The 24,295-nt window shown below is 48.6% G+C and carries 23 protein-coding genes; 6 read left to right on the forward strand and 17 right to left on the reverse strand.

Features of this window, described 5'->3' with window-relative positions; all coding sequences use genetic code 11:
* Nucleotides 1–145 precede the first annotated feature (145 nt).
* The 6 genes from ACHWTJ_RS13700 to ACHWTJ_RS13725 form a co-directional block, all read right to left on the reverse strand.
* Nucleotides 146–1,219: a site-2 protease family protein gene (locus ACHWTJ_RS13700; RefSeq protein WP_294748143.1), complete on the reverse strand. Its 1,074-nt coding sequence runs from the start codon at nt 1,217–1,219 to the stop codon at nt 146–148.
* 67 nt (nt 1,220–1,286) lie between these two features.
* On the reverse strand, nt 1,287–2,558 hold the full coding sequence (locus tag ACHWTJ_RS13705; protein WP_294739944.1) for a HAMP domain-containing sensor histidine kinase: 1,272 nt from the start codon (nt 2,556–2,558) through the stop codon (nt 1,287–1,289).
* Entirely contained in the window at nt 2,555–3,238 is a 684-nt protein-coding gene (locus ACHWTJ_RS13710) for a response regulator transcription factor (RefSeq protein ID WP_294739942.1), read from the reverse strand. Before ACHWTJ_RS13710 ends, ACHWTJ_RS13705 begins: the two co-directional genes overlap by 4 nt.
* 19 nt (nt 3,239–3,257) lie before the next feature.
* Nucleotides 3,258–4,142, reverse strand: a complete 885-nt coding sequence (locus ACHWTJ_RS13715) for a hypothetical protein (protein WP_394679874.1) — start codon at nt 4,140–4,142, stop codon at nt 3,258–3,260.
* A gap of 97 nt (nt 4,143–4,239) precedes the next feature.
* Complete coding sequence (locus ACHWTJ_RS13720) at nt 4,240–4,791, reverse strand: maltose acetyltransferase domain-containing protein (protein ID WP_394679875.1); 552 nt, start codon at nt 4,789–4,791, stop codon at nt 4,240–4,242.
* A 123-nt stretch (nt 4,792–4,914) separates the two neighbouring features.
* Nucleotides 4,915–5,799: an SDR family oxidoreductase gene (locus tag ACHWTJ_RS13725; RefSeq protein WP_394679876.1), complete on the reverse strand. Its 885-nt coding sequence runs from the start codon at nt 5,797–5,799 to the stop codon at nt 4,915–4,917.
* A 131-nt stretch (nt 5,800–5,930) separates the two neighbouring features.
* Between ACHWTJ_RS13725 and ACHWTJ_RS13730 the strand changes: the two genes are divergently transcribed.
* The gene (locus tag ACHWTJ_RS13730) at nt 5,931–6,413 is read left to right on the forward strand and encodes a VOC family protein (RefSeq protein ID WP_294739933.1); all 483 of its coding nucleotides are present in this window, start codon (nt 5,931–5,933) and stop codon (nt 6,411–6,413) included.
* A gap of 83 nt (nt 6,414–6,496) precedes the next feature.
* Here the strand turns inward: ACHWTJ_RS13730 and ACHWTJ_RS13735 are convergent, their stop codons facing one another.
* Entirely contained in the window at nt 6,497–7,846 is a 1,350-nt protein-coding gene (locus tag ACHWTJ_RS13735; protein WP_294739931.1) for an FAD-dependent oxidoreductase, read from the reverse strand.
* Nucleotides 7,847–8,256: 410 nt separating this feature from the next.
* On the opposite strand from ACHWTJ_RS13735, the gene ACHWTJ_RS13740 reads away from it, so the two are divergent.
* Nucleotides 8,257–8,874 (forward strand): YitT family protein, encoded by a 618-nt coding sequence (locus ACHWTJ_RS13740; protein ID WP_064300662.1) that lies wholly within the window; start codon nt 8,257–8,259, stop codon nt 8,872–8,874.
* A gap of 99 nt (nt 8,875–8,973) precedes the next feature.
* Nucleotides 8,974–9,540, forward strand: coding sequence for a GNAT family N-acetyltransferase (locus ACHWTJ_RS13745; RefSeq protein WP_294739925.1), 567 nt, complete (start codon nt 8,974–8,976; stop codon nt 9,538–9,540).
* Between the two features lie 72 nt (nt 9,541–9,612).
* Here the strand turns inward: ACHWTJ_RS13745 and ACHWTJ_RS13750 are convergent, their stop codons facing one another.
* The 9 genes from ACHWTJ_RS13750 to ACHWTJ_RS13790 all read right to left on the reverse strand — a co-directional run bounded on the left by ACHWTJ_RS13750 (nt 9,613) and on the right by ACHWTJ_RS13790 (nt 18,441).
* Nucleotides 9,613–10,989: a hypothetical protein gene (locus ACHWTJ_RS13750; protein WP_294748152.1), complete on the reverse strand. Its 1,377-nt coding sequence runs from the start codon at nt 10,987–10,989 to the stop codon at nt 9,613–9,615.
* The gene (locus tag ACHWTJ_RS13755; protein WP_294739918.1) at nt 10,986–11,903 is read right to left on the reverse strand and encodes an FTR1 family protein; all 918 of its coding nucleotides are present in this window, start codon (nt 11,901–11,903) and stop codon (nt 10,986–10,988) included. Before ACHWTJ_RS13755 ends, ACHWTJ_RS13750 begins: the two co-directional genes overlap by 4 nt.
* A 12-nt stretch (nt 11,904–11,915) precedes the next feature.
* The gene (locus tag ACHWTJ_RS13760; protein ID WP_394679877.1) at nt 11,916–12,650 is read right to left on the reverse strand and encodes a hypothetical protein; all 735 of its coding nucleotides are present in this window, start codon (nt 12,648–12,650) and stop codon (nt 11,916–11,918) included.
* Nucleotides 12,647–13,375, reverse strand: a complete 729-nt coding sequence (locus ACHWTJ_RS13765; RefSeq protein ID WP_394679878.1) for a glycosyltransferase family 2 protein — start codon at nt 13,373–13,375, stop codon at nt 12,647–12,649. The genes ACHWTJ_RS13760 and ACHWTJ_RS13765 overlap by 4 nt, the downstream gene beginning before the upstream one ends.
* Nucleotides 13,372–14,808, reverse strand: a complete 1,437-nt coding sequence (locus ACHWTJ_RS13770; protein ID WP_294739910.1) for an alkaline phosphatase family protein — start codon at nt 14,806–14,808, stop codon at nt 13,372–13,374. The genes ACHWTJ_RS13765 and ACHWTJ_RS13770 overlap by 4 nt, the downstream gene beginning before the upstream one ends.
* A complete protein-coding gene (locus ACHWTJ_RS13775) occupies nt 14,805–15,659 on the reverse strand; it encodes a lysylphosphatidylglycerol synthase domain-containing protein (RefSeq protein ID WP_294739907.1) in 855 nt (284 codons plus the stop codon). The genes ACHWTJ_RS13770 and ACHWTJ_RS13775 overlap by 4 nt, the downstream gene beginning before the upstream one ends.
* On the reverse strand, nt 15,641–16,552 hold the full coding sequence (locus ACHWTJ_RS13780; protein ID WP_294739903.1) for an NAD-dependent epimerase/dehydratase family protein: 912 nt from the start codon (nt 16,550–16,552) through the stop codon (nt 15,641–15,643). Before ACHWTJ_RS13780 ends, ACHWTJ_RS13775 begins: the two co-directional genes overlap by 19 nt.
* Nucleotides 16,553–16,578: 26 nt before the next feature.
* Entirely contained in the window at nt 16,579–17,763 is a 1,185-nt protein-coding gene (locus tag ACHWTJ_RS13785) for a hypothetical protein (protein WP_294739902.1), read from the reverse strand.
* 150 nt (nt 17,764–17,913) lie between these two features.
* Complete coding sequence (locus tag ACHWTJ_RS13790) at nt 17,914–18,441, reverse strand: YbjN domain-containing protein (RefSeq protein WP_294739899.1); 528 nt, start codon at nt 18,439–18,441, stop codon at nt 17,914–17,916.
* Nucleotides 18,442–18,641: 200 nt separating this feature from the next.
* Here ACHWTJ_RS13790 and ACHWTJ_RS13795 point away from each other — a divergent pair, with 200 nt between their 5' ends.
* From ACHWTJ_RS13795 to ACHWTJ_RS13805, 3 genes are all read left to right on the forward strand, one after another.
* A complete protein-coding gene (locus ACHWTJ_RS13795; RefSeq protein WP_294750323.1) occupies nt 18,642–21,095 on the forward strand; it encodes a CoA-disulfide reductase in 2,454 nt (817 codons plus the stop codon).
* Nucleotides 21,096–21,277: 182 nt separating this feature from the next.
* Nucleotides 21,278–22,723: a sodium:alanine symporter family protein gene (locus tag ACHWTJ_RS13800; RefSeq protein ID WP_294739895.1), complete on the forward strand. Its 1,446-nt coding sequence runs from the start codon at nt 21,278–21,280 to the stop codon at nt 22,721–22,723.
* Nucleotides 22,724–22,809: 86 nt separating this feature from the next.
* Nucleotides 22,810–23,271, forward strand: coding sequence for a hypothetical protein (locus ACHWTJ_RS13805; protein ID WP_023469641.1), 462 nt, complete (start codon nt 22,810–22,812; stop codon nt 23,269–23,271).
* 106 nt (nt 23,272–23,377) lie between these two features.
* On the opposite strand, the gene ACHWTJ_RS13810 is transcribed toward ACHWTJ_RS13805, so the two are convergent.
* Nucleotides 23,378–24,190, reverse strand: a complete 813-nt coding sequence (locus ACHWTJ_RS13810) for an aldo/keto reductase (RefSeq protein ID WP_029342855.1) — start codon at nt 24,188–24,190, stop codon at nt 23,378–23,380.
* Nucleotides 24,191–24,295: the final 105 nt, after the last annotated feature.

Genomic DNA, 24,295 nt, shown 5'->3' on the forward strand with positions numbered 1-24,295 from the left:
GAGAGCCTCCTTTTTTAGACAAGTGGTAAGTAGGGTTTTACTCAGAGTAGTCGCTTCTTTGACGAGATGCAAGAAATCACTCTAGTCAATGTGTTTGTTCCATGAAAAAAGGATGCGCCATGAAGCGCATCCGATAGAACTCGATTTAAGAGGGGGTAGGCAAGTATCCTTTCGAGTATTCAAAAGCAATGAATAAAATAGCACCGAGCGCCAAGTAAGCAAGGAGCGTGATCGTTTGTTGTTTTTTCGGCATCTGATGATACTGAACGGACTCTTCAGCGAGTCGGAGAGGTTCGATCCGCTGATCGATTCGACGCAACAACGCATTGTAATCGTTCGCAGCATCATATTGATACCGTAACAGATCGTCCGCTTCCTGACGTGCCTCTTGTGGACTCGCTTGTCGCAAATCTTGTAAATCAAGTCGTAGTGACCAAGCAATCGGATCGTACGTACTTTCGACTGTTTGTTCTTCTTCTATTTCTGGAGCAAGAGCGACTTCAGCGTTTACGCGTTCCTGCTCCGCCTTTGCGCGTAAGACGCGTTCGCGTGCAGCACGGTATAACATCAAGGTCGACCGGTTCTCTTCATATTGTTTTGCGAACTTATACCGTTTCCAGACAGCACTACCGCCGAAGAAAGCGATCAAAAGCAAAATCAAGCTGAAGTTCGTGATACCGTAAGCAATCAAGGCGGCAAGTCCCGCAACCCAGACGATGATTGGAAGTCCCGCAAGAATCCGTCCACCGTCAAGCGGACTGACGGGAAGTAGGTTGAAGAGATTTAATAGAGCTCCGAGATGGAAGATGACGAGCCAAAAGTCATTTCCCGTCACAGCGTATCCAATCGCAAGCGGAATCAGGGACAGGAGACCCGCGAGTGGTCCACCGTACGCAAGAATCGCTTCTTGTTTTGGTGTTCGAAACGTATCCTTGATCCCGATGACGGCTCCCATGAAAGGAACGAAAATCGCAGGACCAGTCTTAAAGCCAAGTCGCTTCGCAGCAAGTAGATGTCCCATCTCATGAATGAATAGGAGATAGAGCAATCCAACCCCGAACCAGACCCCGAATATTTGAGCGTAAAAGAGAAGGGAGATTCCGAACGAAATCAGGGTGCCTCCGAACTTCGAAAATTTCAATAAGGCAAGGATGACTTTTCCCTTCGATAAGAGAAAGGCGCCGGCAACAGCAAGTCCACCCCAACGTTTTTTAGCCATCGTGAGTTTCCTTCTTTCATCATGTGACGTTCTTCTTTAAGTGTACGACACTGATGCAGGAAAAGTTTCATCCCGACTGCTCGGGAATCAGATAGAAACAGCTTCCGTCTGGCTGACGCGCTTCACTACCGACCTGAAAATGATGTGTCGTCGCAAGTGCAGCGGCAATCGACAAACCGAGTCCACTTCCTGAACGATCGCGTGCTGCATCGAGTCGGTAAAACCGATCAAATAACCGGGAACGTTCTTCATCCGTTAGAGATGTGCCTTGGTCAAGAACAGCGAGTCGCTCCTTGCGCAGATGTAATTCAGGAGAAGTAGCGTACTTCAGGGCGTTATCGATATAAATCGTTAAGATGCGTAGCACCGCTTCTCGATTCGCCCGGATCGTTCCAGAGGCATCAACAGGGATGATTGTCCCTGTCGCGTGATACATCCGATCGGCGAGTTCGCTCCCAAGCTCCGCTAAGTCGATCTCTTCAACTGATGTTTCCTCATACCCGAGACGGGACAGTTCGAGCATGGGTTCGATCAAGGTCGTCCGCATCGCGTGCGTCTCCTGCAAGATGTGTTCAATTGATTCATCGAGGACGTCCGGTTTCGTTTTGCCCCATCGTTTCAACAATTGCGTATAGCCTTCGATGACCGTCAATGGTGTCTTCATCTCATGCGAGACATCGGCGACGAATTGCCGTTGTTGTTCCATTGATTGATCGACACGACCAATCATCTGATTAAAGACGCGACCGAGGCGACCAATCTCATCATCACGTTCGGTCTGCACGGTCTCAAGCGTTCCGGAAGACGAGATCCGTTGCATTGTATCATTCAGTTGCCTGAGCGGTCGGAGCGTCTGATACGCAATCCAGAAGCTACTGATGAACGCAATGACGATGCCAACGACCAACACGATGGTGAAGGTCAAGACGAGTGTCGAGACCGTATCATCGACGCTTTCATCTTCGAACAGATAGGCTTGGTCCTGATAAACAATCCCGAACCAATCGCCAGACTTAAATGGATCATTCGACCTCGGAATGCCGGGTAGATCACTCGCTTGTATGTCTCCGTTAACGGTAGAAGAGTCGTCATCCTCTTCGTCGTTTGAAATGACCCATCGTCCATCTTTATTCGATAAGACGACGGCGTCTTCATGAAGCGTCAGCAATGCTCGAACCGACGAGTCATCTTCCATCAATTCCTCTGCCTGTTCAAGCTGCGTATAACGGGATTCAATCAAATGATTGCGGACGACGAAGGTCACGACGATGAACGAAAGCAATAATAAGAGTGTCGTAAAGGCGGTGACGGACAAGGCGAGTTTCGTTCGAAGCTTCATGGATTCGCCTCCCTCAGCACATAACCCACCCCACGAACGGTCTGGATCAAAGCAGGAGGGTGAACATCGACTTTTTTCCGAAGATAACGGATGTAGACGTCGACGATATTCGTCTCGCCGAAGTAATCGTACCCCCAGACGCGATTTAGGATTTGTTCGCGTGTCAGGACATGCTCCTTGTTTTCGAGTAAATACGTCAGGAGTTCGAACTCGCGTGGTGTCAAATCAAGTCGCAATTCATCGCGAAATGCTTCATGTCGATCAAGGTCGAGTACAAGATCGGCGAACTGTAACGTGCGCGATGCGTTATTCGTTGAAGTCGGAGTACGGAGTAACGCCCGGATCCGGGCAAGGAGTTCCTCCATTTCGAACGGTTTCGTCACATAATCATTCGCACCAAGATCGAGTCCTGCGACTTTATCGTAAACTTCTCCACGTGCCGTTAGCATAATGACGGGGACATGAATATCTTTTCCACGGAGCCTGCGCAACACCTCGAAGCCGCTCAGCTCCGGCATCATCACGTCGAGTAAGACGAGATCAACCGAATGCTCAGCGGCAGCGAGACCATCTTTTCCGTTGGGGGCGACACGTGTCGCGTACCCGGCATATTGGAGTTCGAGTTCAAGGAGGCGTGCGATTTTCGCATCGTCCTCAACGATTAAGATGGTGGTTGGCATAAACATCCTCCTTTAATGATTATTCATCGATTTCTGTCACTTCGTCTGACGCGTTCAACTCAAGTTTGACGGAACCACCGACGCGGACGTCATCATCTTGCTCCATGTTTGATGCATGAGAGTATGACTTTTGCGCACCATTCTGTTCGATGACGATCTCTTGATTCGTTATTTTAGCGAGCGTGCCGCGGACTTCTTGTTCCCGTGCATCGTCACGGTCTTCGTCGCGTGTAGCATTACGATCCTCGTTGTCATCTTCACGGTCGATTTCACGGACTTGACCGTCTGCATTCAATTCGATTTTTACGATATCCCCAGATTTCGCAGCATCACGTTCCGCACGATCCGCAATCGCGTAAACCGTCTCTTGTCCATCTTGTTCGAGTGTCAATTCACTTTGTGATAGGGCACGAAGGATGCCGTATCGTTCATTCGCATCACCCGATGAATCATCTGAGCGATTGCCATCGTCCTCTCGGTCATTCCGATCGTCTTGATCTTCTCGCTCAAGTTCCGTGATTTGCTGATTCGCATTCAGATCGATTTTGACCCAATCGCCTTCTTGCACAGCTTCGCGTTCGACTGACGAAGCAAAGTCATACGTCTGAGTATCACCGTTGACGTCGATCGTCATTGAACGATCCGATAGTTTTTGTAATGTGCCTTCGATTTCTTGATCGTCACGCATCGAAGCAGGAAGCTTTTGTTCGACTTGGCGCGAAGCAGCTTCGACTTTTTGCTCTGCCTGCTGTGAAGTGGTGACCGTCGAGTTGACGAGAGAGTGTCCTGGACCTGTGAAAAGGAGAAATGCGCCGGCTCCTGTTAAGACTGTACCCGTTACGGCAAGTGTAGCGATTCCTTTTTTGAAGCGCTTATTCCCTTTATCTGTTCGTTTTTCAGTCATGATGATGTCCTCCTTTAGTAGTGGCTGTTGTTCTTATACATAGAATAACCAGACCACGTGAAAGGAAGCTGAGGAACAGATTAGAATTTGATGAGAATTAAATCGTTTTGATGTCTCGGGCCGGATTTCCACCGACGACGCTGTTTGCCGGTACATCCTTGACGACGACACTTCCTGAGGCGATGACAGCATTGTCTCCAATCGTCACACCGGGATTGATGACCGCGCGTCCACCGATCCAGACGTTGTTCCCGATGACGACCGGTTTTCCGAATTCATAACCGCTGTTGCGCTCGACAGGATCGAGAGGATGAGTCGCGGTATAGATATGTACTCCTGGAGCAAACATGCAGTTGTCACCGATCGTAATCGGGCAAATATCGAGCAAGACACAGTCGTAATTGGCATAAAAGCGAGTCCCTAACGTAATGTTGTAGCCATAATCACATTTAAAGGTCGGTTCAATGTAAAAGTCGGCTTGATCCGTCTGGAATAATTGTTGAAGAAGTGCCTTCCGTTTAGTCCCATCATGGACGCTTAATTGATTAAATTCATGGCAGAGCGATTGTGCTCGGATGCGATCAGCTACGAGTTCCGGATCTTGTGCTAAGTAGAGTTCCCCTTGAATCATCTTTTCTTTTTCAGTCATCTGATTCACTCCTTTATCGTTATTACTCTCATTAGACTAAATGGTACCTGGTGATGCAACTGATATCCCGTTAAGACACGGCGAAAACAGGATAGCCGAAGCTATCCTGTCGAGATTCAATTTTTATGCCAATTCGATTCCGCCTGTGACACCATAGATTTGCGCCGTGACATAGCTCGCAGCGTCTGAAGCGAGAAAGACATACACATCTGACAGTTCGACCGGTTGACCACTGCGTTTCAATGGTGTTTCCTGCCCGAACTCTGGAATATTCTCGCTCGGTTGACCACCCGAGATTTGAAGCGGTGTCCAAATCGGACCAGGTGCGACGGAGTTGACACGGATTCCTTTTGGTGCGACTTGTTTAGCGAGTCCACGCGTGAAACCGTTGATGGCAAACTTCGTCGAAGCATAATCCAAGAGGTTCGCGCTTGGGTTGTATCCTTGAACCGATGTCGTCGTGATGATCGAAGCCCCTTCTTTCAAGAGTGGCAAGGCTGCTTTGACGACCCAGAAGAGGGAGAAGACATTAATTTCGTATGTTTTGCGCAATTGCTCCGTCGACAGGTCGAGAATATCTTCGACAGCTTGTTGTTTACCGGCGACAAGTGCCAAAATATCGAGTCCGCCGAGTGATTCGTATGCTTCTTTGACGAGTTGTCCATAGAACGCCTCGTCACTCAAATCACCAGGTAAGAGATATGCTTTTTGTCCCGCTGCTTCAACGAGTGCTTTGACCTCTTCCGCATCCTGTTGTTCTTCCGGTAAGTAGTTGAGGACGATGTCAGCCCCTTCACGAGCGTAGGCGATTGCTGCTGCTCGGCCGATGCCGGAGTCGCCACCCGTAATCAGTGCTTTTTTACCGATCAATTTGCCGGAGCCTTTATAACTCTCTTCGCCACAATCGGGAACAGGTTCCATTTTTGCTTGAACCGCTGGTGCGTCCTGATATTGTTTTGGGAAATCGTCATTGAAGTATTGGGTTAACGGATTTTTCGATGCAGCCATGTAAACATTCCTCCTGAAAGTTGGTTTTGGTATAGGGTGTATGTTCCCTCAACAGGTCGGATTAAACGTTTCTGATGTTAGTAAATTTGGAAATTGATGGTTTACACTAGAAAAAGAGGAGTGTGAAGAAGATGATTGCTGGACTGTATGAAGCTCATTTACCGGTCAAAGAACTCGAACGATCGATTGTCTTTTACGAAAAATTAGGTCTAGCATGTGCGTTCCGAAATGAACGCGTCGCTTTCTTTTGGATCGAGCACGGCAAGAGTTGGTTAGGTTTATGGAAAGCCGGTCAAGCCGAGTTACCGTATCATCCATCGATTCGACATGTGGCGTTTCGAATGGGGCAGGAAAATATCGATAAAGCACAGGACTGGTTAAAGGAGAGGGGCATTATCGTTCGGTCCGCTTTTGGTGTAGCGGCAGCCGATCAACCGCTTGTTCTCGATAACCATCCACATGCGCACGCGGCGATCTACTTCGAGGATCCAGATGGCAATTCGCTCGAATTGATTGCACCGTTACGCTTTGACATGGAAACAGTGAATGGTACGATGCCGTATCAAGACTGGCAGCATCTATTTGAGACTAAATCGGAGAAAAAGACGATATAACTGGTGTTTTCATTCGAAATCGCTTCCTAGGGAAAAACAAGCAACGGTGATCCGTTGCTTGTTTGATTGATCGTGTAATGCGCTTAGACACGAGCGGATTGACGCTCATTCATCGCTTGCAGAGCTGCTTGGTTCAGCAAGTTCCACGGTTTGTTGTAGTGCGGTTGGAAGAAGAAGTCGACGAAAGCGAGCTCTTCAAGTGTCATATCATTTTGAATCGCGACAGAAAGTGTGTTCATCGCTTGTGTCAAATCAACTTTTGAGATGATTTGTGCACCGACGACACGATGGGTTGCTGTCTCGAAGACGAGCTTCAATTGGACGTCTTCTGCTGTTGGCATGAACTCTGGGCGATACGCATCTGTGACCGTCGTGCTACTCACTTCAAGTCCGAACAAGGGTGCCGCTTCTTCTGTCAAACCAGTCGACGCGATGTTCAAATCATATAGGCGAAGACCAGATGTGCCTTGTGTTCCTTGGTAACGAATCTTTGGTGCGCGTAAGTTTTTACCGATCAATGTTCCCATCCGGACAGCATTCGTTGCGAGTGGAATATAGGCGTGTGTCCGAGCTGGATTGTAATAGACGGCACAGCTGTCACCAGCAGCAAAGATGTTCGGGTTGCTTGTCCGCATATAATCGTCAACGATGATGGCACCGTTCGGTAGCATATCGACCTGTCCTTTTAAGAGTTCCGTACTTGGACGGAAGCCGACACAGAGAATGACAAGATCCGTTTCGAACGTTCCTTTGTCTGTGACGACGTGTGTCACGGAGCCATTTTCCCCTTTAAAGCTTTGGACAGTTTGTCCGAGTTCGAGGCGAATACCACGGTCTGTCAATTCACGTTCGATGACATCAGTGAACGAGCGGTCGAGGTATTTGTTGAGAATGCGATCCGCACTATCGATGAACGTGACGTCTTTTCCGTATGCTTCAAACGCTTCGACGAGCTCAGCACCGATATACCCTGCACCAACGACTGTGATCCGCTCTGCATCTGTCGCTTTTTCAATGATTGTTTGAGCGTGGTGATAGTTTTTACAGAGCTCGATCTGATTCAACTCAATGCCAGGAAGCATTGGAATGATTGGCCATGACCCTGTCGTCATGATGAGTTTATCGTACGTATCGTGAACGACTTCGCCAGTCATGAGGTTTTTCGCAACGATCGTTTGGCGTTCACTATCGATTTCAAGTACATCATGTTTCAGACGCATCTCAGCGCCGAGTTCAGCGAGTTCACTTGGTGATGAGTAGAAAAGTGATTCCGCATGTTTGACGACACCACCGACGTGAAGCGCGATTCCACAAGAGAGAAACGATACATTGTCATTCCGCTCATAAACGGTGATCTCGACGTCTTGTTGTGAAGCGAGTTCTTTGACTGCTGCTGTTCCTGCGTGTGTACATCCGATGACTGCTACTTTCATGGGTAAAGTCTCCTTTGTGTTTTGTTTGTGATAAATATCACATTCATTTGATATACTTAGTGTAATCCTTCACAAGGTCACTTTCAAGTAGTTTGTTCAATGTTGAGCATAATCTTGTCTAAATTGTGAATGAGTGAGCAAATGTGTTTGGATTATGTGAAGAATGCGTAAAACTGTTTTAGTTACTGAAATTCGGGTTATAATAAAAGTAGATTTTTAATGAAGGGGTGGAAACCGATGGATACCGAGAGGACCAATCATCTATTCAGCTTACCTGATTTTTAGCAGTACCGGTCATAACGAACAGACGGTAATGGCTTATAAAAATCAGGGAGAGCGAAAATAGATGAATACCCAAACGGGACGTATAAAACCTCTCCCACGATGTAAACGGGAGAGGACAATAAAACATGAAACGAATCGCAACCATCTTAACCGGTACGCTGATCATGGCGTTCGGTTACTACACATTGAATGAACAGTTCGGATTAGCAGAAGGTGGCTTCATCGGATTATCGTTGCTCGGTCGATACTTTTTTGATATCAATCCTTCGATTTCAATGATCGTGCTCGATATTCCATTTTTCATTGGTGCCTTGTACTTCAAAGGAAAACGTTTCGTTAGCGAAGCGTTACTTTCAGCAGGTGCATTATCAGTCTTTTATGAGATGTGGCACCGACTCGATTTGTTCCACTTTCCAGAACAGGCTTGGCCAGCGACGCTCATCGCAGCGATTGCTAGCGGAATCGTGACCGGATATGGTCTCGGACTTGTTTTGAAAAGTGGAGCGGCAACAGGTGGAGACGATTTGCTATCGATGGGACTCAGCAAACTGACAGGTCTATCGATCGGGACGATCTTGTTCGGACTCGATGCCATCGTGTTAGTCATCTCACTCGTCTATCTGCCGCTTAGCTTAACGTTGTATACGTTACTGGCTGTAGCGATCGCTGGACGTGTCGTTGCTGTCATGACACGGGAGCCTGTCATCGTACCGGCACCTGTCGTACAAAAAGTCACGCAGTGAAATGGATGAATTTCTAAAAAAATCATGTATCGGATTCGACATCGTCGAGTCCGATTTTTCAGGTTCATGGATTAGAAAAAACGAAAGGAGAACGATGAGATGATTCGACAAGCACATGCTTCTGAAGCGCAACAGATTGCCCCCTTGATTGAGCAAGCGATTCATGAGATCGCTGAGACACTGACGGGAACGACAAAACGGGAGGACGTTCTAGAGCGACTCGCTTACTTCGTCGCTGAAACAGGAAACCGATTGAGTTATGAAAACATCCTCGTGAAAATCATCGAGGATGAAGTAGCGGGTATCGTCATTGCGTATGCCGGGACGGATGCGGAACGACTCGACGAACCGATCAAAGACCAACTAAAGCGCTGGACGGGTCAAGATATCCAGATCGATATCGAGACGGAAGGACCGGTCTATTACCTGGATACCTTATCGGTTGATGCGCGTCATGGCGGAAAAGGAATTGGTACGGAACTGTTGCAGGCAGCGGCGGAAGAGGGCGAGAAACGAGGACTACAAGCGTTCACCTTAAATGCGGATCAAACGAATGCCGGGGCACAGCGCCTGTATCGCCGTCTCGGCTTCGAACCAATTCGGACGATTGAAATCAGCGGCGGTACCTTTGATTATATGGAACGTCGTTACGATACGCAGCAATGAAAAAAACCATGTCGATTTCCACGGTGTCATTCGGGAATCGACATGGTTTTTCGTATGGGTGTAGTCGTGCCGTCAAGGCGTTAGTTGATACAGCATCGCTTGCGCATCTTCCGGTTCGTATCGGGTATCACTCGTGAAGCGAATGATTTGTTTGACGTTTGGTCGCACGCCTTGAGCGTGGAGGCGCTCGAGCAATCGACCAGTTACGTAACTCTGAACGGATTTTGGTTCTGCGTTCCATTTACTGACCGAACCGATCGGAACGATCGCGGCATCCGGACGTTCGGACTGGAATTGGCGAGCTTCCTCGTCGGTAAAGACTGTCGCGCCGATTGGAAGAGTCGCTACGTAACGCGCTAGTTCAATCGTCGCCGGAGGACGCGTTGCTTGTTCGTTCAACGCAATGCTACCGATCGTCAACTGAACGACTAAAAACGGCAGATACATCCGCAACGGAAGCTGACGGATTGACCAGATGAGTAGCAATAGGACAAGCGGTAAGATGTGACGGGGTTTATCGATATTTTGTCCGAGCCAGACCCAAACGAAATAGAGTCCAGCCGTCGCTCCCCAAACGACATCGACCGTCCAACGTCTGCGTAAGAATAGTAGCAGTCCAGACACTAGTCCAATCCACGTTCCATAACCGATTCCATGCCAGAAGAGTTGCTGAAGCGTCTGAACAAATCGTTGAACGATAGAAGCGTCATCGGTTTGAGCAGAACCACCCCAATCGGAAAAATGACCACTGACGAAGCGGAGTGATAATTGAAGAAACGAATAGGGCCCACCGACAGAAAAAGCGACCGGTAGCAACCAAGCCAGTTGCGCCAGAACAAGAAGGGCGCACTCGGATAAGAGTTGCCAGTAATCCTTTCGTACCTGCCACAACAGGACAAGCAACATGAAACCAAACGGCGCATAGGACAGGCGAGTCGCCATCAGTAAACCAAACAGAAGATACGGGAGCCAGCGACGAGTCTGATGCCGTGCGCGTTCGATGCTCCAGCCGTACCAGACGAGTAGTCCGAGGGCGAGTCCATCCGACATCCCGGTTGCAGCGAACGTCACGAGTGATGCAGTGGAGAGAACGGTAAAGGCAGCAATCAGCCGAGTCGTATCATACGCATGACGACGGAAAAGCGAGTAAAGTGGCAAGAGGGCACTTGCCAGTCCGAGTGTGGAGACGAGTCCGAGCGCTTTGACAGGTATCATCAGTGGCAGAAACAGGGTGGCAAATAAGATGAAAAAGGGATAACCCGGAAAGTGCGGACGTAAATCAGCCAGATCATAATCGGTCACAGCGAGCGTGAAGTTCGCAATATCGTAGCTCGCGATGAAGGGACTGACGTAAATGATCCGTAAACCAATCCAGCCACCGATGAATAGCAACGTGATCCAAAAAAGCGATCGTCCACGCGGACGTGAACGATCGCTTCGGACGGTCAAGAAACCTCCTGTAAGGACTTCGATGATTTCGATGGTTTGTTTTGGCGGAGTAACATCCAACCGGCAAAGGCGAAGTAGCCCCACCAAGCGACGACTTGTTCAAGCGATGGGTTATGGCTGTATCCGAACATCGCGCCCATGAACGTTCCGATTTGCCCGCTGATCAACGTCGAATTCCCGGTATCCCGCAAGTATTGCACCTGATCGATGTAGTGCTCCGGCATGAAGCCGACGATGTTATATAGAGCAGCTGGTGTACCGTCAGCATTCATCAAAAGGCTACCGAGCAAACCAAGATCTTGGAAGCGGCCAATCGTCTGGACGAGCATGCCCGCTGCGATGAATAGAATGAGCACACCCGTCACTTGGAAGAAGCGTTTGACGGGAATCTTCATTGAGCCGGAAACAAATAAGTATCCGAAGATCAAGGCGAGTAACAGACCGGAAACCGCACCATAACTCGTCAGGACTTTTTCGATTTCTCCACCTGAGATGGCAGCGAAGAAGAAGACGGTCTCAATTCCTTCTCGAACGATGACGAGGAAGGAGTGGATGATCATCGTGATGGCACTACCCGTCGAAACGGCAGCAGCGACCTTCGCTTGGGAGGCTTGTTGATTCTCTTTCGCTTCCTTGCCCATCCAGAGGACCATGTGTGTCAAGAGCAGGACGGAGACCATCATGATGCCGAGACGGAGATACGTGTCGCTTCCGAAGCTCGCAAAACTCGTAAAGACGACTTGGAACAGGAACGCGACACCAAGGCTAGCGAGAAGTGCCAACCCGACACCTGCGTAGACCCACTTTTTATATTGTGGAGCGTTCAATCGATCGAGATAACCTAAGATCAACCCAACGATGAGAACAGCCTCGAGACACTCCCGAAGCGTAATCAAAAACGCTTGAAAATCCATCTGTCTTCCTCCTTATGAGCGGCGTTTCTTCTTCCATTGACCAATGACGACGATGACGATGAGGACGATGACGAGTCCGAACGCAATCAATTTCCAGATCGCGTCTGTTCCGAACGTTTGACCGAGGAAGGAGTCTTCTTCCGTGAAAACGCCTGTTTTTTCTTCACCCGGAAGGACGAAGAGAGGCGTCAACGTATCTTCGATCATCGTAATGTTTTTCTTGAAGGATGCTTCATCACTCGCTTTTTTTCCGACCCCAAACAGACCAGGGTTTCCGAGTGCCTTTAATGATTCATCAAATGCAGTATACACGTCATCGGATGTTTGTGCATCCTTGCTTTCCTTGACGTAAGGTGCGAGCACATCGTATGTCCCGCGGGCTTTCGCAAGTAAGAGTTTCGCTTGACCGAAGTCCTCGAACTGCTCTTCAGCAAAGTGCAGGCGACGTTCGATATTTTGACGGAGAGCGACGCGGTACGCTTGTTTTGCAGCCTCTGCATCTTCTTGTTCAAGCGCCGTGTCGATCTTCGCTTTCGCTTCCGGGAAGTACAGTTTGAATTCTTTATCATAGGCGGCAAGCGTCTCTTTCGCAAGCGCGTAATCCTTGGCATCGAGTTGTTCTTCAAATTGTTTATAGGCTTCCGCAAAAGCTTCCTTTCCGGGGTCTCCGTAACTATAAGCGGAAACCGTGGAAGTGCTCACGAACAGTGAGAGTAGGAGGAGCGGTAGCAAAAGAAGGCGTTTCATCCGAGGTGCTCCTTTCGTTCCATGCGTTCTTCAACGCTAAGCTGTGTGATCGGTCGTCGCCACTCCCGGTAAATCGCCGGGAGAACACGTTGGACATAATTCAGACGGATAAAGGACTTTCCTGCTTCCCGGACCCGATAACGAATCGGGACTTCGTGAAGACGGAAGCCTTTTCGGACGAGATTGAGGGTCAATACTTGGGCATAGTTATAATCGTGAATGATCTCAGCATGGTGACACGCTGCGCGCGAAAAAGCACGCATCCCGCTTTGACCATCATGGATTTTACGTTTCAATAAAAGGCATTGCAACCACGTGAAGACGTGATTTCCGATATAGCGATAGAGCCGCATCCCGTCGACGGTACCGAGGAAACGAGAACCGAATACATAGTCGGCCTGATCGTGTAAGATCGGTCGGACGATATCCGGAATTTGATCGGCAGGATATTCGTTATCCGCATCAATCATGACAGCAACATCCGCGCCGAGTTCGTAGGACTGGCGGAGTCCTTCCCGGACTGCAGCGCCGAGTCCTTGATTTTGTTCGAACCGACAGACATGTGCGCCGTGTTGACGCGCGATCGTACTAGTCGCATCCACTGAGCCGTCGTCGATTACGAGGGTCTCGACCGGAATACCGTCGATCATGTCCGGGATTCGCTTTAATACGAGCGGGAGCGACGCTTCCTCGTTGTGTGCCGGTAAAAAGACGATGATCTTCATTTAGACTTCGCCTCCTTGAACGCTTCTGTCAATAGCACACCACGGCTATCGTGCGGGATGTCTGCCCCTAGGACTTTGGTGATCGTTGGTCCGAGTGACAGGATATGACGGTGCGTATCGACTTTTAGACCGGCATGAACGTTCTTACCATACATCCAGAACGGAACGAACCGTTCGCCTTCATCCAAGTGACCGTGTCCACCGATTCCGTCCGCTTGACCGTGATCTGCCATGACGATGAATGTCGCATCCTCGAGTTTACCAAGGCGATCGAGTTCCTCACAAAACTCGGCAAGGAGCGCATCCGCTTCCTCGATTTTTTCGACATACTCGGAATAGAGGGTACCTCGACTGTGTCCTGTTTGATCCGTTCCGATCAACTGAATCGCGAGCAAATCCGGATCTTCTTCATGGACGATTTGTTTGGCACGCTCTACGATATTTCGATCCGCGACATCGTTATGCATGACCGCCGTGACGGTCCGTACGTCGGTTGAACCGAACGCATCGACAAGGTGTGCGATACCAAGGATTTTTCCTGACTTGTCAACGGCACGGAGGCGATCGAAGACGGTATCCGTTTTAACGCCGGTCGTATTCCAGACCATGTTCGAATGAATGCCATGATCTTTTGGGCGAGCACCGGTGAACATCGAACTGAAGCAGACGACGGTCCGGGCAGGGTAAACCGTCTCCATATTCGTATATTCCGTTCCTTCCTGACGCAATCGTTCGAGGAACGGTGTGTTTGCTGCCATGTAGCGATCTTTACGCATCCCGTCGACAATCAGGACATAGACTTTTTCTGAAGTCGGAAGATCGGCATCTGCCGTCATTGCCTCGGGCAACTTCGGTTTCCAGTCGAACAGGTAGTGATGCAGGATCCATGCAAAGACGAATAGACCAATTGGGAACCAGATGAACGTCATGTCGAGTGTCGACGCGTCACTTGCCGTCCACCAGTACATGAGCAACAGAGCAACTTTAGGCAGTTGCTCCTGCGCGTTACCACTTGTCGAATCACTATTCTTCAGAACGAGTTTCCAAAAGCGCGTGAAGTTCGTCCAGCGCGTTCCGATCCGGAGATGATAATAGATCGTCCCCCAGAAAAAAATCGTAAAGAAGAAATAGAGACCTGTGCCATAGGCGAACAAAGGTAAATAATCTACATTTGTACCCCGAAGGAACAGCCAAACGATGACCGGAATCCAAAGGTAATTTCGTAAAAATAACGGGAAATCATAACGCCAAAGCAAAATGAATAAAGGAAGCGTCACGATGAAACCAAGACCAGCTTCTGCGAGAGGCATTTGCGTCCATAAGACGTACGTCAAGAAGACGCCGATCGTAAAAATAGGTGTAAAGGGTTTTCCTTCATTGAGTAAGTTCCAGGCGCGTGCTGCGACTTTTTCAAAGCGAGAAGCACTTTTCATCGTCTTCCTCCTTTCCAATCAGTGTATTTGAGCTGACGAACCAACAACCGAAGTGTAGCCGGATGCCGAATGAGAACGTACAGCGGGATGAGAAAAGCAAAGGCATATTTAAAGAAGTGCGTCATCAAGGCAACATCGTACGCATGAGCAACACCGGCTTGCCGTAACACCGTACCCATTGCGAGTTCGTACGTACCGAGTCCACCCGGCGTGAACTGAATCACACCAGACAGGACACCGGCACTCATCGCGATCAAGGTCGTCGGAAAGGACACATCGACACCGGCTCCATGCAAGAGGAGAAAGACGGCAAGTGCCTCGACGGTCCAAGCGAGCGTTCCGAACAGAGCGAGTGATGGGAGATGCGGGACATGTCGACGTAACACGAGCAATAATCCGGTCGCAAGGAGCGCGACGAGCAAAACGATCGGGTGAAACAACCAACCGATCAAAATGAAGGTACACAGAACGATCAAGTCAATACTTCGTTGTAAGACGAAGATCGCGCTCGTCTGTTTCCATGGACTTCCGACGGCTCTCGCCGTCACGAGTCGGATCATCTCTCCCAGTTTGACCGGTGAGAGATGATTGATCGTCAGTCCGAGATACAGGCTCGACAGGTATACAGCAGTCGGTGCACGTTTTGAGTCGGCGCGGCGCCAGGCGACCGCGCGTAAATAAAAGGCGATCGCATACGTCAAGGTCGCAAGGATCGTCCAGGGACTCTTGAATAAAGCTTCAATGTACCGATACGAGACCGGTAACTCTAAGAAAAAACGGAGCAGTAAAAAGATGACAAGTCCGGTAAGCGTCAGATACAGAAACGTTCGAATCAGCGATTTTGATGCCACGCGATCACCTGCTCCAGTCCAACATCAATCTCGATTGACGGTTGGTAACCGAAGGCTTCCTGTGCTGCCGTCGTATCACTCCATGTCATCGTCACGTCTCCGTGTCGTGCAGCCTGAGTATGCACAGGCACATTAAACCGTTGACCGATCCGTTCAGCTAGCGTGCGGACGGAGACCGGCTGATTCGCGCCGAGGTTATACGTCCCGACGGCACGAGCCAGCAACGCCTGTTCCATTCCGCGAGTGATGTCATCGATATACGTGAAGTCACGGATCGGATCACCGAAGACGGTGAGTGCCTCTCCGCGTAATGCCTGTTCGATGAAACGAAACAGCGCCATATCGGGACGACCCGATGGACCATAGACCGTAAAGAAGCGAAACAGCGTCACATTTACATCATATAAATGAGCATAAGCATGACAAAAGCTTTCGGCACTATACTTGGCTGCCGCGTAAGGGCTGGCGACGTGTCCCGTTGCCTGTTCCTCTTTCAGTGGACCAGTCTGTTCCCCGTAAACGGAAGAAGAAGACGCGAAAAAGACATGCGGCATGCGATGTCTTTTTGCGGCTTCTAACAAGGTCACCGTCATGTCGATGTCCTCACGAATATAGTGGTGCGGTTCTTCGAGCGAACGGGGAACACCTGGAAGAGCTGCGAGATGGAAGACAGCATCGAACGATGTCTCCATCCAGGCGTCGAGATCGTGATGAACGTCACCCGTCGTAACGATAACGCCGGCACGTCTTAATTCAGCTGCTCGTTCTTCTTTTAACTGGACATCATAGTAGTCCGTGAAAGCATCAAGGACGTGGACGGTATGATGCTGCTGAAGCCGGAGGGCGAGGGCGGCGCCAATGAAGCCGGCGCCTCCTGTGATTCCGATATTCATCTTATCCCTCCGTTTCCATTTCCTTCTTAGTTAAGTGGTTCGAGTGCATCTGTGATCCGTTCGCCTGTCGTTTCAGCCTTGACGTCACCTTTTTCGACGAGTGCGAACCATTCGTTTGCGTCTTTCGCGACTTGTGCTGCTTTGTCCTTGCCGAGACGATTCTCAAGCGTCGGTTTCATCGCAACAACGAACATGTTCGCTTCCATTGCTTCTGCACGTGCCGTATCGACGTCTTTCTTCTCGATCGCTTCTTGTGCCTCTTCATGATAACCGTCGACTTTTTCCGTCAGCGCGTTTGCGAACAATTCTTCGATTTCCTTGTAAGAGACGTCAGCTGGTTTTGTTTTTGAAAAATCATAGCGCTCTTTCAGCATTTTGACAGCCTCTTCATCTCCGCCTGCTAATGATTCTTCGATCGCAAGGAGGAAACCATATCCTTCTGCTTGCTCCATCTGCAATTCTTTTTCGTCCGTACCGGCTTTGACGCCATCCTCGATTTTTTGTGCGTAGCCGAGGGCAGCTAAATAGAAGGAACGATAAATCGATTTATCCGTCACTTGTTTTGCGACGTTGAAGTCCCCGAGCTCTTTTGCGTCGATGGCTTCTTGCTGCGCTGCAAGACCGGATGTGATCGCTTGAGCGATGGCGTCTTCGTTTTTAAAGCCGTAGCTCGCGTCCCGTTTTTCAGCTGTCGGAATGAAGACAGTCTTCGCCATCGCTTCCACGTCCTTGAGTGCTTCCGTTGCAGCTTCCGGTTTACCAGCGACGAGTGCTTCTTCAGCTTTTGCTTGCGTTGCTTTTTGTAATTTATAGAAATACGATTGTAGACCTTTATCAACGAGTTGACGAGCGATATTCTCATCGAGATCCTTTGCTTCCACACCTGCTAAAGCAGACTGGATGACTTGTTCGATTTCTGGTGCTGTCGTCTCGACACCACCTTTGAGTTTCGATTCATAACTTGTCGTGACCATCTTCCAATCGATCGCTTGTCCTTCTTTTGCTTTGTCGAGTTCTGTTTTGATTGAGCTGAAGATCGTCAATTCATCTGTCAGTGTCGTCGCAGCGATTCCTGCATCCGGTGACTTCGTTTCGGTCGACTGTTCCGTTTTCTCTTTTTTCGGTGCAGACGTATCCGTTTCATTCGAACCGCAGGCAGCCAAGATGCCTGCCACCATGAAGATCGAGGCTACTTTTAAACGTTTTTTCATATCAGAATTCCCCCAGAATAAGTAATACGTGATCGTCATGTAGTCGTTTTCACAAATCTAACTATATCGAGAATAATTCTCATTGTCAATTGAACTTTAAATAAAAAAACGGCTTCGGAGCAGGGCTCCAAAGCCGTTTAAAATGAAAAATCAGAACTGTTCATACAGTTTTGTCAGATACGTGTAGACTTCGTCTGATGCTTGGAACATCATGACAGAATGTCCGAAGATCGCAGCCGGATTGAAGCCGTGATCAAGATCGATCGTTGATGCGATCGTGACATCACGGTCGCTGTCGAGAACGACGCGGAAGTATTTGAATTCTTGGTTGAAGTCATTGATGGCGTTCAGAATCGGGAGATCCTCTACACCGTCTGGTACGTGTGTCACCGTACGAGCGAACAATTCGACATCTGTCGTCGTCTTACTGAAGACGATCATCATCATCGGTTCTGCTCCTGCCGGTGTTTTTTCTTGTGTCATGAAGAAGACGTGTGTCTCATTCTCACGTGCTTCCATTGGAATGCCTTTTTCAACGAGGAAAGCTTGGAATGCTTCCAAGTGTTGTTGCTGTTGCGGCGCGATTCCTTGTTCGTTTGTTTCGGATTGACGATCTTGGTGAATCGGTGTCACTTTATTGTTCTCGTTTGATTCGTTCGAGTTACGTTCTTGGTCCATTGCAAAATCCCCCTTTATATACTATAAATTCAGTTTCAAGCATTTCAGAAGGAATTGCAACTAATGTCCGTTAAGATAGGAAGAAAATACAAAAGAGCAGAGATATGTCTTGTTTGTGAATCTGAGAGCAATTGACTTGAAATGATATACCTAACAGGGTATATTAGGTGACAGATAGAAATTCAAGGAGGAATCATCAGATGAAAACGATCATCGTAGGCGGCGTCGCAGGCGGCGCCACGGCAGCAGCGCGACTGCGTCGGATTGACGAAACGGCAGAAATCCTTTTGCTTGAACGGGGAAAAGAGATTTCGTTCGCGAACTGTGGACTGCCTTACTATATCGGAGATGTCATCAAAGATCGCAATAAATTACTCGTCCAAACGCCAGAAGGCATGCATGCACGGTTTAATTTAGATGTCCGCAATTTGTCGGAAGCGATTCGGATTAACCGTGAAGCGAAAACGGTCACGATCCGCAATGTTGAAACGGGTGAAGAATACGATGAATCGTACGATCATCTGATTCTTTCTCCAGGTGCAAAACCGATTCGTCCAAACATTCCAGGACTCGATGACGCAACGAACATCTTTACATTACGGAACATTCCGGATACGGACCGGATGCGGGAATACGTTGATAATACGCGTCCAGAGCGGGCAGTCGTCATCGGTGGAGGATTCATCGGTCTCGAAATGGCAGAAAACCTCGTCGAACGTGGGGCGCACGTCACCCTCGTCGAGATGGCGGATCAAGTCATGGCTCCGGTCGACCCGGAAATGGCAGCAATCGTTCATGAACATCTTCGTGCGAAAGGCGTCGAGTTGATTCTAGAAGATGGCGTCGCACGTTTTGAAGAGGCAGGTCGCCGCGTCGTCCTGACAAGCGGACGCGTGATCGAAACCGAGATGAATATCCTATCGATTGGTGTAGCACCGGAGAGCACGCTCGCAGCAGATGCTGGTTTAACACTTGGCATTAAACAGACGATTCAAGTCGACGATCAACTACGGACATCCGATCCATCGATCTTTGCGATTGGTGACGCGATCGAAGTCAAAGACTATATCACGAAGGAAGCGACACATGTTCCACTCGCGTGGCCGGCAAACCGTCAAGGACGCCTCGTTGCTGACATCATCGCCGGACGCGACGTCCGGTACAGCGGCACGCTCGGAACAGCGGTAGCAAAAGTCTTCGACTTGACGGTCGCTTCGACCGGTAACAATGAAAAACGGTTACGTCAGCTCGGTCTTCGTTACGAAGCGGTGCACCTCCACCCCGGATCGCATGCGGGATACTACCCAGGGGCGAGTCCGATTTCGATGAAGCTACTGTTTGATCCGATCGAAGGAACGATCTATGGAGCGCAGGCAATCGGCATGACAGGTGTCGAGAAACGAATCGATGTTCTCGCGACAGCGATTAAAGGTGGATTGACAGTGCTTGATCTACCAGATCTTGAACTATCATATGCACCGCCATATAGTTCAGCAAAAGATCCGGTCAATATGGCAGGATATATTGCGTCGAACATCGTGCTTGGTGACAGTGCGAACGTTCATTGGCACGAAATTGATGCGATTGTCGCCAACGGTGGCTTATTACTCGATGTCCGTGAACCATCGGAAAACGAGTTAAGCGCGATTCCGGGATCGGTCAATATCTCGTTACCGACGTTACGTGAGAAGTTGACTGATCTGCCGAAGGATCAAACGATCTATGTGACGTGCCAAGTCGGATTACGTGGATATGTTGCGAGTCAACTGTTGCAACAACACGGTTATGATGTGAAAAACTTAAGCGGCGGATACAAAACATGGTCGGTCGTGCATCGTGATCAGGAAGCGCGAAGCCAAGCGAAGGAGGAAACTGCTGTGACGGTAACGAAACGTGAGCCAACAACGAAGACTGCACCAGAACAAGTGACGCTGCTCGATACATGCGGCTTACAGTGCCCAGGTCCAATCTTAGAGCTGAAAACAAAAATCGATCAGATGACGGATGGCGAGCAGATTTTCGTCAAGGCGTCAGACCCAGGATTCTTGCCGGATGTTCAAGCATGGGCGAAAAAACTAGGTCACACAGTTCATTCAGCGGAGATGAATCAAGGGGTCGTCGAGGTCTTGCTTGAGAAAGGGCAAGGAGAGACACCTGCTGCAACACCAGTTCAAGTCAATCCGGCAGACGATGCGACGATGGTCGTCTTCAGTGGTGATCTTGATAAAGCACTTGCCTCTTTCGTCATCGCACAAGGTGCACAAGCGATGGGGAAACAAGTGACAATGTTCTTTACGTTCTGGGGCTTGAACATCATTCGAAAACCAGACGCACCGGCAGTCGAGAAAGCCGGCATTGAACGGATGATGGGCATGATGATGCCAAAACATGCCGGAGAATTACCACTCTCGAACATGAACATGGCAGGAGCCGGTCAAAAGATGATGAAAAAAGTCATGAAGGACAAACAAGTCGATGCGCTCGAGACGATGATGGCAAAAGCCCAAGCGGCCGGTGTCCGGATGATCGCCTGCACGATGTCGATGGATATCATGGGCATCAAGAAGGAAGAACTCCTCGATGGCATTGATTACGGTGGTGTCGCCAGTTACCTTGGTGCAACGGATGGTGCCAATCTTAATCTGTTCATCTAATCTAAAAAAATATTTACGTAAACGTGTTAAACCTGACATCTGATGTGAGGTTTAACACGTTTTTTGTGGTTTGAGGTATAAGTTAGTTTGATTTTTCAAAAAAAATTGCGTATGATAAATCACATGTGAAAAAAACTTACATACAAATAGAGAAAAAAGATGGATGGAAGTGAGGAGATTTGATGGAAAAAGAAGTGATGAAACTAGTAGATCGAGCAAATGATTACTTATGGACGAATGTATTGATTATTTTACTCGTTGGATTAGGCATTTATTTTACATTCCGGATGCGGTTTGTTCAATTCCGGATGATCCCGGAGATGTTACGTTTACTGTTCCAAGGAACGGATAAAGGGAAAGATGGCGTATCGCCATTCCAAGCATTCGCCATCAGTACGGCAGCGCGTGTCGGAACCGGCAACATTGCGGGTGTCGCAGCTGCAATCGCACTCGGTGGACCGGGAGCGGTTTTCTGGATGTGGTTAATTGCCTTGATCGGATCGGCATCGGCATTCGTTGAAAGTACACTCGCTCAAATTTATAAGGTACGTGATGATAAGGCGTGGCGTGGGGGCCCAGCCTACTACATGGAAAAAGCACTTGGTCAGCGGTGGTTAGGAATCTTATTTAGCGTACTGATTACGATTTCATTTGGATTTGTTTTTAATTCTTTACAATCAAACACGATTTCACTCTCACTTCAAAATCAATATGGTTTTGATAAGATGTGGATTACTGTCGCATTAGTCGTACTGACAGCACTCGTCATTTTTGGTGGCGTACGCAGTATCGCGACGGTTGCTTCATTCCTCGTACCGATTATGGCAGGTGGTTATATCTTGATCGCGCTCTATATCATGGTGACGAATCTTGAAGTATTACCAAGTGTCTTTAAATTGATCTTCCAGGAAGGTTTATTTGAGTTTAAGACTCTCGCAGGCGGAGCAGTAGGGGCGGCGCTCTTAAACGGGATTCGTCGTGGTTTATTCTCGAACGAAGCCGGTATGGGTTCAGCGCCGAACGCAGCGGCAACAGCGGAAGTCTCTCACCCGGTCAAACAAGGATTGATTCAATCGTTTGCGGTCTTCGTTGATACATTGATGGTCTGTTCAGCGACAGCGATGATTGTTCTCGTCAGTGGGGTTCCGACGAAAGATGCGAATGGCGATGCTTTAGCTGGTATTGATTTAGCACAGGGAGCACTTTCGTCACAAGTCGGATCGCTTGCGACAGGTTTTATGGTACTCGCGATTTTCCTCTTTGCGTTTAGTTCCGTCGTCGGAAACTATTACTATGGTGAATCAAACATTAACTTCATCCGAGAAGATAAGAAAATCATCACGATGTATCGAGTAATCGTTCTTGCAATGATCGTTTTCGGATCCCTCGTCGAATCAGCGAGCCTTGTTTGGGCTTTAGCAGATATCTTCATGGGACTGATGGCTGTCGTCAATCTGTATGCGATCTTCCGTCTTTCGAAAATCGTGAAACTAGCGCTCGAAGATTATGTCGGGCAACGAAAAGCTGGAAAAGAGCCACGGTTCTATGCGGATTCGATTCCGAATTTGCCAGGGAAAGATACGCTTGAAGCATGGCAGGAGTCAGAAAAAGATGAAAAAGCAATCTAGGGAAAAGGGAGTCAGAGAAATCTGGCTCTTTTTTTGTATAGAACGAATTTAAAAAGGGAATACAGAGTACAGAAGGGAGGGGGAGAATGGAAAACGTACATTTCGTCCGCGTCACGGATGCGGTCTGGGAGTCGTTCGGAAACGATCCTCACATCATCATGGACTGGATTTTATTCATTCATGAGACACAACCCGATCATGAGCAATTATTTGCTCTCGAACAGACGAACGCTATCTATCATTTGATGAATCAAATCGATATCTATATTGATCAAGACACACATTACAACCTGGGACGAGCGATCGTTGGCGAAGAGTTGATCGTCAACGAAGAAAAAGCGGCGATTGTCGGTATTCTTCCCTTGCCACTCCTCATCATCTCGGCTGAGGTGATGCGGAATTTTGATCAACGGGCACTCGCTTCGATTCATGATGAAGCCGGAACACCGGGAGAATTCGAGGATGTCTGGGAACAGTTCGCCGATCTGCGCGCCTATTTTCAAAAGGCGGAAGAAGCGGAAGATACGATTTTAATTTATTATGTCTGATCAGCTTAAATCATAAAAAAGAGACCCGATTCCAAGTCATGGACTTGAAACGGGTCTTTCATCGTTCAGATGAATCAAGAGGCTCTCTTTTACGTGAATCGTCAAATTAAAAATCGATTTCGTCCGGATCTGGTCCGAGGCGGACATCCGTTGCGATACGATCAATTTTCTCAAGATCATCGGCATCGAGTTGGAAATCAAAGACGTCGAAGTTTTCCGCAATGCGTGCTGGTGTAACGGATTTTGGAAGAGCGACGATGCCGTTGTCGAGGTGCCAACGTAAGACAACTTGTGAAGGCGTCTTGCCGTGCTTCTCTGCGATTTCCTTGAAATCGTTGATTTCGAGGAATTTCCCTTGCATGAGTGGGCTCCATGCTTCGACTTGGATGTTGTGATCTTGCAAGTATTCGTGCAGTTCGTGTTGCGGCAATTGTGGATGCAACTCGACTTGGTTGATCATTGGTGCCATCAAGCCCTCTTCTGCCAATGTATCGAGGTGATGTTCCTTGAAGTTCGAGACACCGATCGCTTTGATCTTGCCTGCTTCATACAATTCAACCATTGCTTTCCACGCTTCGATATAGCCTTCGACCGGCCAGTGGATCAGGTAGAGGTCAAGATAATCTGTTTCGAGACGTTCGAGCGATTCTGCGAATGCTTCCTTCGTCCGACCGGCACGAATATCATCGTTCCAGACTTTTGACGTTAAGAAGAGATCCTCACGTTTCACGCCGCTTTCCTTGATTCCTTTTGCGACACCGCGCTCGTTTTTGTAGACAGCAGCTGTATCGATGTGACGATAGCCGACACGTAGTGCTTCAGCGACAGCAGCTGGTGCTTCTGTTTCTTCGTCTACTTGCCAGACACCGAATCCGATTTGGGGAATCGTAATACCGTTTGAAAGTTTTGCGTATTGCATGTGTTACTCCTCCTCATAAAACGTAGTTTAGATTTGCTTGTTTAGTTTAGCACGAACGAGCATAGCCGTCCGTTTCTATGCTCATGAAGAGATAGGATATGAGGT

Origin of the sequence: uncultured Exiguobacterium sp., from assembly GCF_964277885.1 — a bacterium.
In the GTDB taxonomy this organism is placed as follows: Bacteria; Bacillota; Bacilli; order Exiguobacteriales; family Exiguobacteriaceae; genus Exiguobacterium_A.